At 62.9% G+C, this 16,300-nt stretch carries 16 protein-coding genes and 1 tRNA gene; 4 read left to right on the forward strand and 13 right to left on the reverse strand.

Annotated elements, in window-relative coordinates:
* Nucleotides 1–106 precede the first annotated feature (106 nt).
* Nucleotides 107–985, forward strand: coding sequence for a CheF family chemotaxis protein (locus HSRCO_RS08720; RefSeq protein ID WP_259517256.1), 879 nt, complete (start codon nt 107–109; stop codon nt 983–985).
* Here the strand turns inward: HSRCO_RS08720 and HSRCO_RS08725 are convergent, their stop codons facing one another.
* The 11 genes from HSRCO_RS08725 to HSRCO_RS08775 all read right to left on the reverse strand — a co-directional run bounded on the left by HSRCO_RS08725 (nt 986) and on the right by HSRCO_RS08775 (nt 12,022).
* Nucleotides 986–1,852 (reverse strand): CheF family chemotaxis protein, encoded by an 867-nt coding sequence (locus HSRCO_RS08725; RefSeq protein WP_259517257.1) that lies wholly within the window; start codon nt 1,850–1,852, stop codon nt 986–988.
* Nucleotides 1,853–1,896: 44 nt separating this feature from the next.
* On the reverse strand, nt 1,897–2,697 hold the full coding sequence (locus HSRCO_RS08730; RefSeq protein WP_259517258.1) for a protein-glutamate O-methyltransferase CheR: 801 nt from the start codon (nt 2,695–2,697) through the stop codon (nt 1,897–1,899).
* Entirely contained in the window at nt 2,694–3,185 is a 492-nt protein-coding gene (locus tag HSRCO_RS08735; RefSeq protein WP_259517259.1) for a chemotaxis protein CheD, read from the reverse strand. Before HSRCO_RS08735 ends, HSRCO_RS08730 begins: the two co-directional genes overlap by 4 nt.
* Nucleotides 3,178–4,344, reverse strand: coding sequence for a chemotaxis protein CheC (locus HSRCO_RS08740; protein ID WP_259517260.1), 1,167 nt, complete (start codon nt 4,342–4,344; stop codon nt 3,178–3,180). The genes HSRCO_RS08735 and HSRCO_RS08740 overlap by 8 nt, the downstream gene beginning before the upstream one ends.
* Nucleotide 4,345: 1 nt before the next feature.
* On the reverse strand, nt 4,346–4,933 hold the full coding sequence (locus HSRCO_RS08745; protein ID WP_259517261.1) for a chemotaxis protein CheC: 588 nt from the start codon (nt 4,931–4,933) through the stop codon (nt 4,346–4,348).
* Nucleotides 4,934–4,936: 3 nt separating this feature from the next.
* Nucleotides 4,937–6,874, reverse strand: coding sequence for a chemotaxis protein CheA (cheA, locus tag HSRCO_RS08750; protein WP_259517262.1), 1,938 nt, complete (start codon nt 6,872–6,874; stop codon nt 4,937–4,939).
* Entirely contained in the window at nt 6,874–7,926 is a 1,053-nt protein-coding gene (gene cheB / locus HSRCO_RS08755; RefSeq protein ID WP_259517263.1) for a chemotaxis protein CheB, read from the reverse strand. The genes cheA and cheB overlap by 1 nt, the downstream gene beginning before the upstream one ends.
* The gene (gene cheY / locus HSRCO_RS08760; protein ID WP_259517264.1) at nt 7,923–8,285 is read right to left on the reverse strand and encodes a chemotaxis protein CheY; all 363 of its coding nucleotides are present in this window, start codon (nt 8,283–8,285) and stop codon (nt 7,923–7,925) included. The genes cheB and cheY overlap by 4 nt, the downstream gene beginning before the upstream one ends.
* 49 nt (nt 8,286–8,334) lie before the next feature.
* Nucleotides 8,335–8,910 carry a chemotaxis protein CheW gene (locus HSRCO_RS08765; RefSeq protein ID WP_259517265.1) on the reverse strand — a complete coding sequence of 192 codons (576 nt, stop codon included), beginning with the start codon at nt 8,908–8,910 and terminating at the stop codon, nt 8,335–8,337.
* 63 nt (nt 8,911–8,973) lie between these two features.
* On the reverse strand, nt 8,974–9,624 hold the full coding sequence (locus HSRCO_RS08770) for a hypothetical protein (protein ID WP_259517266.1): 651 nt from the start codon (nt 9,622–9,624) through the stop codon (nt 8,974–8,976).
* A 73-nt stretch (nt 9,625–9,697) separates the two neighbouring features.
* Nucleotides 9,698–12,022, reverse strand: coding sequence for a DEAD/DEAH box helicase (locus HSRCO_RS08775; protein WP_259517267.1), 2,325 nt, complete (start codon nt 12,020–12,022; stop codon nt 9,698–9,700).
* A gap of 120 nt (nt 12,023–12,142) precedes the next feature.
* Here HSRCO_RS08775 and HSRCO_RS08780 point away from each other — a divergent pair, with 120 nt between their 5' ends.
* Together HSRCO_RS08780 and HSRCO_RS08785 are read left to right on the forward strand one after the other, a co-directional pair.
* Nucleotides 12,143–13,222 carry a pyridoxal phosphate-dependent aminotransferase gene (locus HSRCO_RS08780; protein WP_259517268.1) on the forward strand — a complete coding sequence of 360 codons (1,080 nt, stop codon included), beginning with the start codon at nt 12,143–12,145 and terminating at the stop codon, nt 13,220–13,222.
* Between the two features lie 39 nt (nt 13,223–13,261).
* Entirely contained in the window at nt 13,262–13,546 is a 285-nt protein-coding gene (locus tag HSRCO_RS08785; RefSeq protein WP_259517269.1) for a PRC-barrel domain-containing protein, read from the forward strand.
* Here the strand turns inward: HSRCO_RS08785 and HSRCO_RS08790 are convergent, their stop codons facing one another.
* A complete protein-coding gene (locus tag HSRCO_RS08790) occupies nt 13,547–14,995 on the reverse strand; it encodes a DHH family phosphoesterase (RefSeq protein WP_259517270.1) in 1,449 nt (482 codons plus the stop codon).
* 125 nt (nt 14,996–15,120) lie between these two features.
* On the opposite strand from HSRCO_RS08790, the gene HSRCO_RS08795 reads away from it, so the two are divergent.
* A tRNA-Lys gene (locus HSRCO_RS08795) sits at nt 15,121–15,194 on the forward strand.
* Between the two features lie 332 nt (nt 15,195–15,526).
* Here the strand turns inward: HSRCO_RS08795 and HSRCO_RS08800 are convergent.
* Nucleotides 15,527–16,123: a HAMP domain-containing sensor histidine kinase gene (locus HSRCO_RS08800; RefSeq protein WP_259517271.1), complete on the reverse strand. Its 597-nt coding sequence runs from the start codon at nt 16,121–16,123 to the stop codon at nt 15,527–15,529.
* Between the last annotated feature and the right edge of the window lie 177 nt (nt 16,124–16,300).

A 16,300-nucleotide genomic window follows, 5' to 3' on the forward strand; every position in this document is an offset into this window, starting at 1 on the left:
CGATAATGGTGCCGTCGAGGCCCCGAGCGATGCGACACGGCCGAGGAGTCTGCGGGCTGCTGGGTCGGATCGGGGGTTCGAACGCGTGGTTGGGGGGACAAGACCGATGAGCGAGTCGGAATACAAGATCAAGGACGCGAAGGGGAAGTTCCTCCAGGCGGTCAAGCAGGGCCGACGGTTGAAGGACGCCGAGTGGACGCCTGGGCGCATCATCCTCTCCAACAAGCGGATCATCCTGTTGAGCAACGACGGGAAACGGGCGGTTCCGCTCTCGAAGATCGCCAGTCTGAGCGGCCGGTACGACGTGAACCAGACGGTCGCGAAGGTCTCCGATTACATCAGCCTCAAGTTGAAGACCGAGAGCGTCCTCTTGCTTTCGGTCGGGTCGAACACCGAGTCCTTCGAGTTCGAACTCTTCGGCGCGATGTTGGACCAGGAGGAGGTTCACGTCAAACACCCGGCCGTGGAGGGTGGGGTCGTCCAGGATACGTCCTACGAACGGGCGCGAGTGAAAGTGAGCGATGGCGAGGACAAGCAACTAAACGTCGCCCTCTCGACGGGGTCGTTCGTCCCCATCGACCTGGACGACGTGGGGAGCGTCGACACCGGCAAACAGGAGGTCAACGGAGAGTCCCGGCCCATCATCAAGGTCGAACACTCACAGGAGGGGACGAGCGTCCAGAGTTACTTCGCCGGGAAATCCCACGCCATGGCGGTCCTGGAGTCACTGTTCAAGCGAGGCGTCAAGGAGAGCCAGGGCTCCGTGGAGCTGTCCGAGACGGAAAAACGGGTCCTGATGGGACTGTATTCGGGCGTCTCGGCCTTCGAAATTCCTGACTTCCTCGGAATGGACGTCGACGAGGTCGAGTCGATCTACGATCGACTGATCGAACTCGACATCCTCGAAGAGGTGCGAACCCGACGGGAAGTCGCGATGAAGACCCGCGGGCGGAACATCGCGAGCGAAGTCATCAACGAGGAGTGATCAGAGATTGACGTCCTCGATGTGCTCGCCGACGGCGAGCGTTCCCGTCGCCGAGAGCGCCATACCCCCGCTCGATTCCTCGAGCAGTCCCTTCTCGACCAGGGAGTTGAGGAGATAGGTGACACGACTGGCATCGACCCCGAGCATTCCGGCCAGATTTCCTTCTGTGGCACCCGAGTAGAGGCCCACCAGCACCTCTATCTCTTCCTCGGAGAGCGAGACGTCCGCGAGCTCCTCTTTGAGCTGGCTGTACTCGGTTCGGAGGTATCGACCGAGGACGTTCATCTTCCGATCGGACGTCAGCCCGACCTCCGTCGTGACGGTGTCACCGGCATCGACGTGACGGACTGACAGGAGGGGACGGGAGGTTCCCCGCACCTCACGTTCGACCCGCTCGAAATGGGAGACCGAGGAGACCGTTATCGCTAACGGATTCTCCGATTTGAACCTGACCTCCGTCGGGGCGATGTACAGCGATGCGCGTCGAAACGATTCGTCCGTTACCCGTCCACCGATTCGGGCAGGATGTTTGACCGTCACCGTGGTCCCGTTCAGGACCCCCTTGAACAACAGATCCATGAACCGCTCGACGACGTCGTCGGCCCCTTCGATGAGTGCTACCCGCTTCTGACCAACCGATTCGTAGGCGACGGTGACCGTGTCCTCGAAAAATCGTCGCATCCCGTCTGGGGCGCTACCGTAGGCCAGGTCGAACACGTCGTCGATAGCGAAGGTCGTCCGATCGTCGGCGGTCACGATCACGACCTGTTTCCGATTCATGAGCACCCGGCCGCGGACGGGTTCGTCGTACCTGCCCGTATCGGGGATGACATCGGTCGTGAAGTCTGCGACGACGCCGTCGGTCATGGTGCCACGAGGTAGTACATGCTGGTGTTCGGAGCCCTCTTATCTTAGTCGGATTCCGACAGACGATATATCCTGAGGCGTGGGTCAGCTGCTTCGAATCGCTCTTTCACGTCGGGAGGAAGCGTCTCCGTCTGGCCCAGAACCAGGTACCCTCTGTGCCCGAGCGACCTGCTCACGGTCTCCAGTATCGGTCGTTTGTACTCGGTGTCGAGGTAGATACAGACGTTGCGACAGAGCACGAGGTCGAACCCGTCCTTCGGGTCGCCCGTGATGAGATCGTGTCGTCGGAAATCGACGAGGTCTTTCGTCTCCTCGCTGATGACGATCTGGTCGCCGTCCTTCTCGACGTACGACGACGGGGAATCGAGGAAGGACAGTTCGTCGTCCAGGTCCGTCGTCCGGGTGCTCGTGTAGACGCCCTGTCTGGCGCGGTCGAGTGCGTTCTCGTCGATGTCGGTCGCCAGGATTTCGACCTGCCGCGGTCGTAATCCGAGGTCGAGGGCGAGCATCGCGAGGGAGTACGGCTCGCGACCGTCTGCACAGGCCGCACTCCAGATGCGAACGGTCCCGGACGAGTCTGCGAGGTCGGCGACGACCGATCGGAGGGCCGTCCACACCTTCTCGTCCCGGAAGAAACTCGTCACGTTAACCGAGAGTGTATCGAGAAGTTCATCTCGCTCCCCCGGATCCTCGCGCAAGAGGTCGTGGTATTCCCGGTACGAATCGCTGTCGGTCCGACGCATCCTGGCCGAGATGCGCCGGTCGAGATACGATTCGTCGTAGTAACTCGATGCGAACGTCGTCTCCGTCTCGATGAACTCTAACAGGTTGTCGAATGCACTCATATGGTTACTTCCTTCGAGTCGACTGTTCGAATGGTCACGTCACCGGTCGTCGGGTCGTAGGAGACCGACCGGCCGGCATCGCCGCCCGTTCGTCTGTCGACGACGTCGATGCCGAGGTCCGACAGCACCGCCTCCGTCGCCGCCACGTTCTTCTCGCCCACTGGTGAACCGTTTCCGATCTTCAACATCGACGCACCGCCGGCGAGTTTGGCGGTGACGTCCGATGGATCCGTCCCCATCGACGTGAGTTCGTCGAGGAGCGCCGCGATACCGGTATCGACGTACTTCGCGTCTCGGTCCGAATCCGGTGGCGCCTCCGGGAGCATTGCGTGAAGCATTCCGCCCCTGCCCTCCTCGTCGTGGATCACCACGGCCACACAGGACCCGAGACCACTCGTCACGACTGGTTCGTCGCCGTCGGTGACGGCCATGTCGGCGACCCCGACCCGAATTCGCCCAGCCGTCGACCGCACCATGGTTTTAGACACGCTCCACGCTCGAGATGTCGAGGTCGGCGTCGAGACTGGAGACAAGCGACCTGAATCCATCGGCCTCCGGGAAGGCGAACAGCCGACAGGTCATCGGCTCGTCGGCAGTGAGGACGACGTCGAAGACGTAGGCGAACTCCTGAGACATCCCGAGTTCGACGGCGATGGATTCGAGGACGGCCCGTCCCATGTCGTCGACGAAATCCGGCACCGAGTGATCGATAGTGGTGTCGAGCGCGTTCGCCCAGCCGTCCACGAACCCGCTCGCCGTGATGTTCCCGATCTCCTCGATCGCGCTTTGTCGCATCGCTTCGTCAGGGTCATTCGGCGTCAGCGCACCGGTGATCGTGTTCGCCGCCTGGTCTTCGAAGAGCACGGCCAGATAGCCATCCATCGCCCCGGAGAACTGGAAGACCGTTCCAACGTGCTGGTCGGCCTCCACGACCCCCGGGACGTCCTCGACCGGGATGAAATCGAGATGGGAAACCGCCACGTCGGTCTCGATGCCGGTCATGGCCTCTAGGTTGGTCGCGACGGTCTCCGCCCCGGCGGCGGTCAGCCGGATGAACGTCGAGAGCTCGCGGACGTTCACGTCCGTCTCGGGTGACTCGTCTCCAGCGGCCCGAATTGCCTCGAGGAATCCGGTCGGTTCCGGAACGAGGTAGAACCGACATTCGTGGCCCGCACTCCCGATCGCGATGTCGCTCTCGAAGACGAACGAGAACGCCTCGAACGCCGGATGTTCGTCCCACCGAGGGACGGAGTCGACGGTCGAGGGCGTGGAGATGTCGATGATCTCGTCCAGGTGTTCGGCCCACCCATCGACGAAACTGCTCGTCATGATGTTCGCGACCTCGTGTAGGTACTCGCCAGTCGGCTCCGTCTCGCCACTCGCGAGTTCGGAGAGCACCTGTTCGGCACTGGCCTCGTCGAACACCAGCAGTGCCTGTCCTTCGAGCCCGCCGTCGAATTCGATGCCGACGGCCGTCTCGGACTCGCCGAAGAGCGTCGAGACGGTCTCGACGGGGGCGAAGTTGATCTTGTTCGTCTCGACGAACGTCTCCATGCCGGTCAAGGTCGCCAGGGCGTCCGCTGCCCGCTGCGCGCCGGCGGTGCCGATCCGATTGAACGTCCCGAGGGAGGCGAGATCTACACGCATGTCATATCGAGTCGATGAGGGCGACGAACTCCTCGATATCGGGGAACGAGTAGATGGTCGCCTCGACGTCGACGTCCGGTGCCCTGAGTGTCGAGTCGAAGACCATCGCAATCTCGTGTTCGCCAGGTTCGACACAGTGATCAACGATGTCATCGCCGCCAGCCCGCAGCAGTTGGGGCGTGGAGATGTCGATGGTTCGGCCGACGACGTCGGCCCAGCCATCGATGAACCCGCTCGTCATGATGTTGCCGACCTCGCGGATGGCCGATCGTTCCATCTCCGAGTAGCCCGGAGAGTCGTCGGTCTCACCGCCGACCATGGTATGTGCAAGCGTCTTTGCACTCTCGTCGTCAAAGACGATGAGCACCGACCCGTGCGGCGGTTCTAGCAGTGGGATATTGACGCCCACCATCCTGTCGTGGCCGAGATGACGGCCGAGATCCGTGACGTCGATGACGTTGATCTTCGTGATCTGCATCTCCGTCTCGACACCCGTCAACTGATTGAGATGCTGGGCGACCGTCTCGGCCCCGGCCTTCGCGAGTTCGTTCACGTCCCGTAACTGGCGGATATCTATTTTCGTTGACATTGTTCAGAGAGTGGCCACGTCGAGGATGGTTACCACGTCGCCTTCGCCGAGGACGGCTGCACCCGAAAGGCCGGGAATCCCGCTCAAGATTCCCTCGAACGGTTTGACCACGACTTCCTCCTGACCCCGTACCTCGTCGCAGTGGATGGCGACCTGTCGTTCGGATTCGCGGACTTTCACGAGCATTCCCTCGCCGTTCCTGGTCTCGCCGGGCACGTCCAGGGCTTCACCGAGTCGAATGAGTGGATACACCGTGTCGCCGTAGGTTACGACCGATTCACCGTCTACCGATTTGACGGGTCGCATCCGGCTGATCTCGTCGACGGACTTGATGGGGATGCCGTACTCTTCGCCACCGGATTCGACGAACAGGACCTTGACGATGGCGACGGTGACGGGGAGCGTCAGCGTGATCGTCGTCCCCTCGCCCTCCTCGCTCTCGACAGAGACGGTCCCGTCCAGGCGGGCAACGGTGTCGTTGACGACGTCCATCCCGACACCGCGGCCGCTCACGTCCGTGATCTCCTCGTTCGTGGAGAACCCGGGATGGAAGATGAGTTCGGCCACCTGCGAGTCCGGGAGTTCCTCTATTTGACTCTCGGTGTAGATGCCCTTCTCGACGGCCTTGCGTCGAACGACGTCGTGGTCGATCCCACTGCCGTCGTCGATGACCCTGACGTTCACCCGGTCGCGTTCGCGCTCGGCCTCCAGCGTAATGGTGCCGGTGGGGTCTTTGCCGGCGGCCTCGCGCTCCTCCGGAGACTCGATCCCGTGATCGACTGCGTTGCGCAGGAGATGCATCAGCGGATCGCTGATCTCGGAGAGGATCGTGCGGTCGATCTCGACGTCGTCGCCCACGATCTGGAAGTCGATCTGCTTTCCCTCCTCCCTGGCCAGGTCCCTGACGAGGCGGGGGAACTTCCCGACGATCTTCTTCATCGGGACCAGACGCATGTCCATCACGGTGTCCTGCAGGTTGGAGGTGATCTTGTCGAGTTCGTCGAGTTCGTCCTCCGCTCGGCGGTTGTCGACCTCCACGCTCCGTCGGAGTTTGATTCGTGTCGTCACCAGTTGCTCGACGAGGCCGTGTAATTCGTCCAGCTGATCGACGTCTACCCGGACGGACTGGATGTCACCAGCGGATTTGCCACTGCTTCCGCCCACATCGCTCCCGCCGTCATCGCCAGCATCCGACTCGGCGTCCGCGGACTGATCGGCTTCGAGTTCGATCTCCGCTGCCGTCGCGTCGTCGACGCGACCGATTGCGGCGATGGTCTCGCCGACGTCGGCGGCCTCCGTCTCGATCGCCAGGTCGAAGGTCCGGTCGTACTCACCATCTTCGATCGCTTCGGTGTCGGGTGCGGCGTCGACGATGTCGAACGCCTCCCGGATCTCCTCGAGGGCGAACATTGCATCCACGCCGGGCATGTCCGGGTCGCCCATGTCGACCTCGACGTGGAAGAGGGGGCCGTCTGCCCCCTCCAGCAGGGACGAGTCGAAGCGGTCGCCGGCCTCTACTTCGATCGCATCACCAGCTGTAGAGTCCGCGGCGGAATCATCGGCCTGACTCTCGTCGAAGACGGCGCGCAGGTCGTCGATGGTTGGCCGAACGTTCCGGCTGACCTCCCCGTCGGCTTCGATCTCCTGGAGACAGCCCTCTATCTGGTCGATGCCCGCGAAGATGTGGTCCATCCGCTCGGACGTCACGGCGATTTCACCCTGGCGCATCCCGTCGAGGAGGTCCTCGACCGCGTGGGCGAGATCAGAGGCGTCCTCGAACCCCATCGCACCGAAGTTGCCCTTGAGCGTGTGGGCAGTCCGGAAGATCTGGTCCATGGCCTCCTCGTCCTCGGGGTCGCTCTCGAGGGTGAGCAATGCGTTGTTCAGATCGGTTACGTGCTCTTCGCCCTCTCGGACGAACGCTTCCAGGTATTCATCCATCAGGTATCCCTCCGAATGGTATCGAGGATTCCATCGACGATGTCCCCGGCCGGCAGGACGGTGTCGATGCACCCGGTCTCGATGGCCCGGGCTGGTATGCCGAAGACGGCACTGGTCTCTTCGTCCTGGGCGATGGTCGCCCCGCCTGCCTCCTGGATGGCGACCGCACCAGCAGCGCCGTCGGCACCCATTCCAGTGAGCAGGACGGCCGTCACGTGATCGGTGACCGTCTCGGCGACCGACTCCATCGTCACGTCGATGGCCGGCCGGACCGAGTGGACCTGCTCCGACTGGTCGAGTCGGACGCGCAATCGGCCGTTGCTGTAGCCGGTGACAGCCAGGTGGTAATCACCTTTCGCGACGAGTGCTTCGCCACCGCCGATCCGTTCGCCATCGGTCGCCTCACGCACATCGTACGCCGACCCGGCATCGAGGCGATTTGCGAACCGCTCCGTGAATTCGTCGGGCATGTGCTGAACGACGAGGACACGGAAGTCCGCCTCCCGCGGCAGCTCCGAGAGAAGGGATTCGACCACGTTCGGGCCACCGGTAGATGCCCCGATGACGAGCGTCGGGTCCTCGACGAATTCCGCCGCAGACGACCGCGAGACACTCGCGCTGGAGTCCCTCGATGTCGTTGTCGTGCGGTGGGCGGTCGGGTCCGCCCTCGCGACGGTTTCGACCGCTTCGACGAGGTCCTCGCCGTGGCTCGAGAGGTCCGTCGAGATGGTGCCACTCGGCTTGGCGAACGCGTCGACGGCCCCCTTGTCCATCGCTTCGAGCGTCGCGTCGGCGCCTTTGGTAGTGAGCGCGGAGAGCATCAAGATGGGGACCGGATGACGGTCCATGATGGCCTCGACGGCCTCGATACCGTTCATCTCCGGCATCTCCACGTCCATGGTCACGACGTCGGGGTCGTATTCCTGGACGAGTTCGACCGCCTCCCGGCCGTTCCGTCCCTGATCGACGACCTCGATGCCCGACGATTCGAGGATGTCGGTGATGACGGTCCGCATGAAATGCGAATCGTCGACCACCAGCGCACGGGTCATGTCGAGAGGACGTTCTCGATGGCATCCATCACGCTGGGCTTCTGGAACGGTTTGGTGATGTATCCGTCAGCGCCGGCCCGGACGGCTTTTTTCATCTTCTCCTCCTGCCCGATGGAGGTGCACATGATAACGTGGGCACTCGAATCGAGTTCCTTGATATCCGATGTGGCCTCGATGCCGTCCCGAATCGGCATGACGATGTCCATCATCACCAGGTCCGGAGCGTTCTCCTTGTATTTCTCGACGGCTTCGACCCCGTTTTCGGCTTCGCCCACGATATCGAATTCGCCCTCTAGAATCTCCCGGAGGAGATTGCGCATGAACTCAGAATCGTCGACGAGCAGGACGTCCCGTGCCATAGATACCTCTCTTTCGAACAGGGACCTAATAAACCCTCCTCGCCAGTTATCAGACCTGATTGTCGGCGTCGACACGTCCGTCACGGGTCTCGGAGATCGCACCGATGAGCGCCTCGATATCCAGCCAGAGGATCAATCTGACGTCCTCGGGAATCCCGTCGTCGTCTATCTCGCCGAGCGGTTTCCTGATGACCCCCTTGACCAGTTCGTCCGCGATGGCGGTCGAATCGATGCCACCGAGGTCGCCGTTCCGGTCGACCTGTTCCACAGAGTACGTCGAGACCTCGTTCACCTCGTCCACCCTGATGCCGATCTTCTGTTTGTCGTCGTCACGGTCGAGCACGAGGATGTTCTCTTCGTCCCCACCGTCACCGACCGATAGGAACTCTCGTGGGTCGACGACGGCCGTCGTCTCCCCACGGAGGTCCATGACGCCCTCCACCGCGTCCGGGGCTCTGGGGACCCTGGTGATCTGTTTCGTCTCCACGATGCTGTCGACGAAGTCGATGTCCATCGCACACGTCTCTTCGCCGAGGGCGAACTCGACGACGTGCGCTGCGGACTCGGAAACCCCCGCCACGTCGACGTCCCGGGCTGCCAGCTGGTCGCCTTCAGGTTCGGCCATTGTAGAGAACCCTGTTGGAAGCGATTAAAATACTTTCGCGGCAGTTATCAAACGCGAGTTTCACTACTCCCGAGGACGCAACGGGAAGACCAGGCCGTCCGAGTCGCGGATGGTCTCTAGCAGGTCGGCGATCGAATCCTCGGGTTCGAGGTCGTTGTCCTCGAGATACGCCAGCATCCCGGCGATCGGATATCGGATGCCGATCGACGACTCGGCGAGGAGGATCCCCAGGGCCTCCTCGACGGGCGTCCCCCCTGCCACCTGTCTGGTGTACCACAGCAACAGCCCGTCGAAAGCGGTCCCGATGTCGTCCGAGGCGAGTTGCTGGTGCTGGATCGATTCGCCCGTCTTCGCGGCGATCCGGTAGGCGTACTGACTGTCGGTCCGGTCGAGTTCGGCACTGATCCACCGTTTGACGTCGGTACCAGTGAGAGACGGGTCGGACGTATCGTCACCGAACACCGACGACTCCTCTGGCGTCTCGACGCCCGTCTCCCGCTTCAGTTCGTCGAGGGTCCTGTCGATGGAACTACCGGCCTTGGACGTCGTCGTCCCTTCGGTCGTCTCTGCTTCCATTTTCGGGGGTCCGTCGGCACCGATGACGAACCGCCCGTCTGCTATCTCGGACACCTCCTCCTCGGACGAAATGTCCAAATCCTCCGGCGAGAGGGCGTTGTCGTCCGGCGGGTCGTCACCATCACGGGGAGGATCCATACCCCTATAGACTGCAGTACCCACCATAAATCCTGCTTGCCATGACGGCCGACCGACGCCCGTTTCTCATCGTCTACGAGTCGATTCCATCGAGTGTGTCGGCACCGAGTAGCGCGTCCAGTAACGCGATGGCGACCGACTTGTCCAGCGGATCGTTCGCGTTGCCACACTGGGGTGATTGCACACAGGCGGGACAGCCGTCCGCACACGAACAGGAGCGAAGCATCGACAGCGTCTCCGAGACGAGTTCGCGAATCCCCTCGAATCCGGCACGGACGAGACCGACGCCACCCGGATACCCGTCGTAGATGAAGATCGTACTCCGACCGGTGTGGGGATGCATCGGCGTCGAGAGGCCGCCGATATCGCTGCGGTCACAGAGAACGGTCGTCGGCAGCATCGAAATCATCGCGTGTTCGGCCGCGTGGATCCCGCCTTCGAAATCGCCCAGGGTACGGAGTCGACGTTCGAGCGACGCCGGGATGGTGAGGTAGATCGCCTTCGTTCGAAGCGTCTGTGTCGGGAGCGACAGCGAGTGTCGAGAGAGGGACTCGCCCGTCTTCCCATCGTTTCGTTCGTACCCAGTGATCGTCGTCGAGAGCGTAATGTCCGCAAAGCGCACCGGGACGTCCTCGCGTGGAAACGGCTGACGCGTTTCGAGGTCCTCCTGGACGCGGATCTCCTTGTCGGTCAGCACGTTCGTGTAGTAATCCGCCCACGTCGGCGAGAGGGTCGCGGCCCCACGGTCCAAATCGAGGTCCGTCACCTCGTACGTGCGACCCTGGTGGTGATAGATCGCACCCGGGTGAGCGTCCCGGAGTGCGTCCGAGAGCGGCAGTGACGCAACGGTGTCGCCACGGACGAGCAACTGGATCTCCCGGTCGTCGATGGTCCGGAGACTCATCTCGTGCTGTGGGCTCCCCTCGCCGTCGTACACCCACTTTAGCCCGTCGTCCGTCGCCCGACGCGAGAGGACACTGTCTTCGGTCAGCCGTGATACCCGCTCCGGGAGTGTCTCCCCGAAGACGTCCTCGTCGTCCGGTTCGAGCCAGGCCTCCCGCGCGGCACACGCGAGGTGGTCGTCGAGCAGTTGCTCGTTCTCCGGGTTGACGACCGCCTGCTCGGGGTCGCCGTCGAACAGCGCCTCGGGGTGGGCCATCACGTACTGGTCGAGTTGATCCTCGCCGGCGACGAGCACGACGAGGCTCTCCTCGTCGCCTCGCCCGGCACGCCCCGCTTGCTGGAAGGTGTTCATCCGCGTCCCGGGATAGCCGTCAAGCACGACGGCATCGAGGGTTCCGATATCGACGCCCAGTTCGAGTGCGTTCGTACTCCAGATGCCGCGGATCTCGCCAGCGTCGATGGCGTCCTCGAGTTCCCGCCGACGATCGGGTTTCAGCGCCGCCTGGTAGGCCGCGATCCGATTGGCGAGGGCCCCTTCGCCCCGGTCTCGAAGCGTCGCGGCGCTCTTCTGGGCGTAGCGTTCGGTGGTCTGTCGGGCCCGGGCGAACACGAGAGTCTGCAGGTCGCGCTGGACGAGATCGGCAAAGATCCGCTCGGTCTCGACGTGGTTCGACCGGCGTCGACCATCGCCGCCGCGGTGGAGCGGCGGATTCCAGAAGAGCCACCGCTTCGGTCCGTGCGCACTGGTGTCCTCGTCGACGAGCGCGAACGACGATTCGGGCTGTCCGGTGACCGCACTCGCGTGCTCGACGGGATTACCGATCGTGGCCGAACACGCGACGTACTGGGGGTCCGCGTCGAATCGGTCGGTCATCCGGGCGAGGCGGCGAAATACGAGCGAGACGTGGCTACCGAAGACGCCGCGGTACTCGTGGACCTCGTCGACGACGACCGTCTCCAGAGAGCCGAAAAACCAGTCCCAGATGCGGTGGGCGTACGGCAAGAGCGCGTAGTGAAGCATGTCCGGCGTGGTCAGCAATATCGTCGGACGTCGGTCGCGAACCGATCGCTTCTCCGCGTCCGAGAGACGACCGGTGTACTGCGCGACGGACACGCGACTGCCGAAGCCGAGGTCCGTGGCGAGTTCGGTGAGCGATTCCTCCTGGTCGGCGATGAGCGCGTTCTGTGGCGCCACGTACAGGGTCCGGCCACCGTGGTCCATGGCACGCTCGGCGGCCGGAACGGTGTAGGCGAGCGATTTCCCACTCGCCGTCGGCGTGGACAGGACGACGTTCTGCCCGCCGCGGATAGCCTCGACGGCGGTGGCCTGGTGTTCGTAGAGGCCGTCGATCCCACGGTCAGCGAGTGCCAAATCGAGGCGGGACTCGAGGTCGATCGTTCGGGTCGCTGCCTCCTGGGCTTCGACGACCCGCTCGTGGGTTAGCTGCCCGTCGTAGTACGGGCGTTCTGCGAACCAGGCGGCGATATCGTCCACACCGGAGGCAGGGGCCGGATGGTTGTTGGCGATTTCGGTCCCGAAGACTGACCTCGCCCGTCGCGACCAGATACGTCCGGTTTCGCCAGGGGTAAGCCCCCTGGTCGAGTACGCCGGTCCATGTTTCCGCGCCTCTCGTACCTCGAGTGGATGGGTGGTCGTGCCGACGCCGTCCCCTACGATCTCGGCACCACTGGTCTGAGCGACGACGACGTCGATCGTACGACGGTGGTCCCGCCCCGGTTGGCCGACCTGGAATCCTCGCCCGCCGGCGCCAGTCTCGAACATCTTCTCGCGACGGAGTACGGGGTCCAGCCCGAGCAGGTCCTCGTCACTGCAGGCGCAACGCACGCCAACTTCCTCGCGTACGCGAGTGCACTCGGTGGAGACGATTCCACAGTTCTCGTCGAGGACCCGGCGTACCCGCCCCTCGTCGAGACACCGCGTGGACTGGGTGCCGAGATAGCGCGGTTCGATCGTGGTGACGGTGGCGCCCTGGACGCGACCCGTATCGACGAGGCCGTAACCGACGAGACCGCCCTCGTCACGATCAGCAATCGACACAACCCAAGCGGCGCACTCTCCGAGACGGACGCCATACGCCGTGTCGCCGATGCTGCGGCGAGTCACGATGCGCCACTGCTCGTCGACGAAGTGTACGCGCCATACGTGATCGACGAACGCGACGGGCCGTTCGGTGGACCGAGTGCTGCAAGCCTCGAGAACACCGTCGTCACCGGGTCGTTGGCGAAGTTCTTCGGACTCGGTGGGCTTCGAATCGGCTGGATCGTCGGGCCCCGCGAATTCGTCGACCAGGCGCGCAGGATTGCCTACCACCTGCCAGACGTCGCAGGTCCTAGCAGAGCACTGGCCGGCCGAGCTCTCTACTCCGTCGACGCCCTGATCGAAGACCGACGGGAGCGCGTCGAGACGAACCACCGATTGCTCTCGGAGTTCGTCGCGTCCCGATCGGATCTCGAAGGGACCGTCCACGATGGATCGACGTTCGCGTTCCTCGAGCCGGTCGAAGCCACAGTCGAGGAAGTCTTCGGCGCGGCCTGGGAAGAGGGCGTGCTGGTCGTTCCCGGTGAGTTCTACGGTGTGCCCCAGAGACTCAGAGTGAGTGCTGGCCGTGCCCCGACGGACGTCGAGGTCTCGCTCGGCAGATTCGCGCAGGTGCTGACGGACGTCAGACGCTGACCTCGAACAGTTAAGGGGCACCGTACCGTTCGCCGGCATATGGACGAAGAACCCGAGGAAATCACCACGCTGGTGGGACGAGAGGTCTACTCCAACAACGGCGTCTTCGTGGGGGAGGTCGAAGACCTGCGACTCAATCTCGACACGGAGGTCGTCAACGGACTCGCCGTCACTGCACTCAACCCGGAACTGTTCGAAGAGGTCGTCACGGGCAAAAAAGGCGTGGTCGTGCCGTATCGGTGGGTCCGTTCGGTCGGCGACGTGGTCCTCATCAACGACGTCATCGAGCGATTGAAAGAGCGGGTCGACCAGACGGCGGAGTAATCAGTTTCCGTTCGCACTCTCTTTCTCGACGCCCATCGCATCGAACAGCTTTCGCGTCACCGCCTCCTCGGTGAGCGAGAGGAGCGTATCACGGTTCTCCTCGTTCGTCTCGATACCCGTGAAGATGCCGAGCGGTATCTCGGCGCTAGCCTGTGTCGAGTGGCCCGCCGCCTCGCCGATGTCGCCGAAGGCGTCGTGGAGGACGTTCCCGATGTTCAATCGGATGTCCTTCGATCTGGCGGCCAGGTAGATGGTGTCCTCGATGATACCGAACACCGCCGTCGTGGTGATCCCCTCGAGATTGAGTAACTGCTGGGCGGCCTGGGTCAACGCGTCACGCGAGTTGATGAACCCGGCCGTCGAGACGAGATGGCTCCCCTGGACCTCGCGGTTGACGATGGCCCCCGCGAGGACGTCCAGGGTTTCTGGGCTCATGTTCGGTGATTCGACCTGCTCGAGCGTATCGTGGTTGGCGAAGGGGTAAAGGTACGCAGCGGCGGTAAGATCAGCCGGTGTCGTATCCCGCCGGAAGTCCAGCGTCTCCGCGCGGATTCCATAGAGGAGTGCCGTTGCCACCGCCTCGCTCACACTGAGATCGAACTCCTGGATGTACTTCGTGAGGATGGTCGAGGTGGAACTGACGTTCGAGCGGATGTCGACGAATTCGGCGTCGAAGTCGCGTTCGGGTTCGTAGTGGTCGACGACGATATCGAAGTCCTGTTCGATGTGGGTCTGACCGGCCTTCGCCGGATCGACGAGTGCGATGGTGTCGTAGTCATCGATATCGACGTCCTGGAAGGGGACGAGCTCGATCTCGAGGAGGTTCACGAACGCTCGGTTCTCCTGGTGGCCGATGTCCCCGAAGTAGACGATATCGGCGTCGACGCCCAGATGGTCGGCGATGGCCTGCAACGCAGCGGCACTCGCGATCGAATCCGGGTCCGGGTTGTCGTGTGTGACGATGGCGATGCGCGAGCTCGTGCTCTCGATGACGTCCGCGAGTTGCCGCGCCTTGTACTCGAGTTCGCCCGATTCCAGTGCTCGCAGTGCCGCATCGGAGATGACCGCCGAGGGATTGATGACGACGTCAGCGCCCAGCTCGGTGAGTTCGTCGCTCGTGACCGGATCGCTCGCACGAGCGACGACGAACTGTTCGTCGCTACGATTCCGGATATGTTTGACCGCCTCCTCGTTGGACTCCACGTCCGACGCGAGGATGAGTACGACTTCGCGGTCGGTCACGATCTCGGCCACCTCCGGATTCCGGATGTCCTCCGTCTGCGCGTTGAGATCCTGGTCCCGGAGGGCTTCGACGCGTGCCTCGTCCCGGTCGAGGATGAGCACGTCTTTCCCCCGCTCGACGAGTTCCTCGGCCACCGCGTGGCCGACGCTCCCACAGCCCAAAATTGCATACGAAGACATCGAAGAGATGGTGGCCCGACTACTCATGGTACCGGTGATTTCCGCGGGCAATCACTTAGTCTTCCCGACCCGACGACCGGCCGGATTGTTCCCAGCAGGCACTCCCAAAGCAGAACGTTCTTTACTATCCCACGGAGTAGGAGTAATTGCTTGGGCCGGTAGCTCAGTTAGGCAGAGCGTCTGACTCTTAATCAGACGGTCGCGTGTTCAAATCGCGCCCGGCCCGCTTCTCCGACGACAGATTCCGAACAGCGGTGAGTCATGCGAACCGCTGTGAGCTTTCGTCGTCGGTGAAGCGGCCACTAGCGATTTGAACGCAGGGAACACGCAGCGCGAACGAAGTGAGCGACCGTGTGACCGTGTGTTCACAATCGCGCCCGGCCCGCTTTGCTCCGAGCACCTTCGCGAGAAGCGACTCGGCCGCCGATTTGAACGCAGAGGACCTCCGCAGCGATGCCCATAGACTATCGAGAGCGCCAATACGTGACAGCCACGATAACGCCCGACGGTCCACACTGCCATCCAGATCGTCTCGTCCCACTCTAGTCGACGGCCCGATCAATCGGCGCGCTCGATACCAGTTATCTCGAAGCGGGCACCGCCCGTGTCGCTCTCGGTCACTCGTATCGCCCAGCCGGGGGCTTCGACGATTCGGCGACAGATGGCGAGTCCGAATCCCGTTCCTTCGGCGCTCGAGGTGTATCCCGGATCGAAAATCGATTCGCGCAGCTGTTCCGGGATTCCCGGGCCATCGTCCGCCACGTAGAACCCGCCCTCCTCCAGAAGACCCACCCAAACAGTGACGGGACTTCGATCGGCTTCGACTCCGTGTTCGGATTCCATCAGAGTGTTCGTCGCTCCGTGCTCCTCGGCATTCCGAAAGAAATTCTCGAAGAGGTGATTGAGTCGGTCGACGTCCCCGTGGATCGTTCCGGTCCCTTCAATCGACAGGCTGGCTCCCGCAGTCTCCACCATCCCCCAGCAGCGACCGGCGATATCGGCCAGTTCGACCGGCGCGAAATCCGAGACGGTCTCTCCATCCCGCGCCAGTGTCAGCGTGTTCTCGACGATCTCCTCGATACGATCGAGCGCCTCTAGCAGCAACTCCAGATGTGGACTGTCGATAGACTCGTCCAGGAGGGTCGCCCGACCCATTGCCAACCGAGTATTTCAAGGAAACGGGGGATATATCCCCCAACTCCTCCCCCCTGGGGGTGATTGGGCGATGCCAAACGACTCTCCTCCCCGGGAACCGTCCGGCAATACGATATATTGCCCCATCACCGGGTACCAGTTGCCCATGGTGGACGAGGCCGGTTTTACCACCCGGTC

It is taken from the genome of Halanaeroarchaeum sp. HSR-CO, assembly GCF_024972755.1.
In the GTDB taxonomy this organism is placed as follows: domain Archaea; phylum Halobacteriota; class Halobacteria; order Halobacteriales; family Halobacteriaceae; genus Halanaeroarchaeum.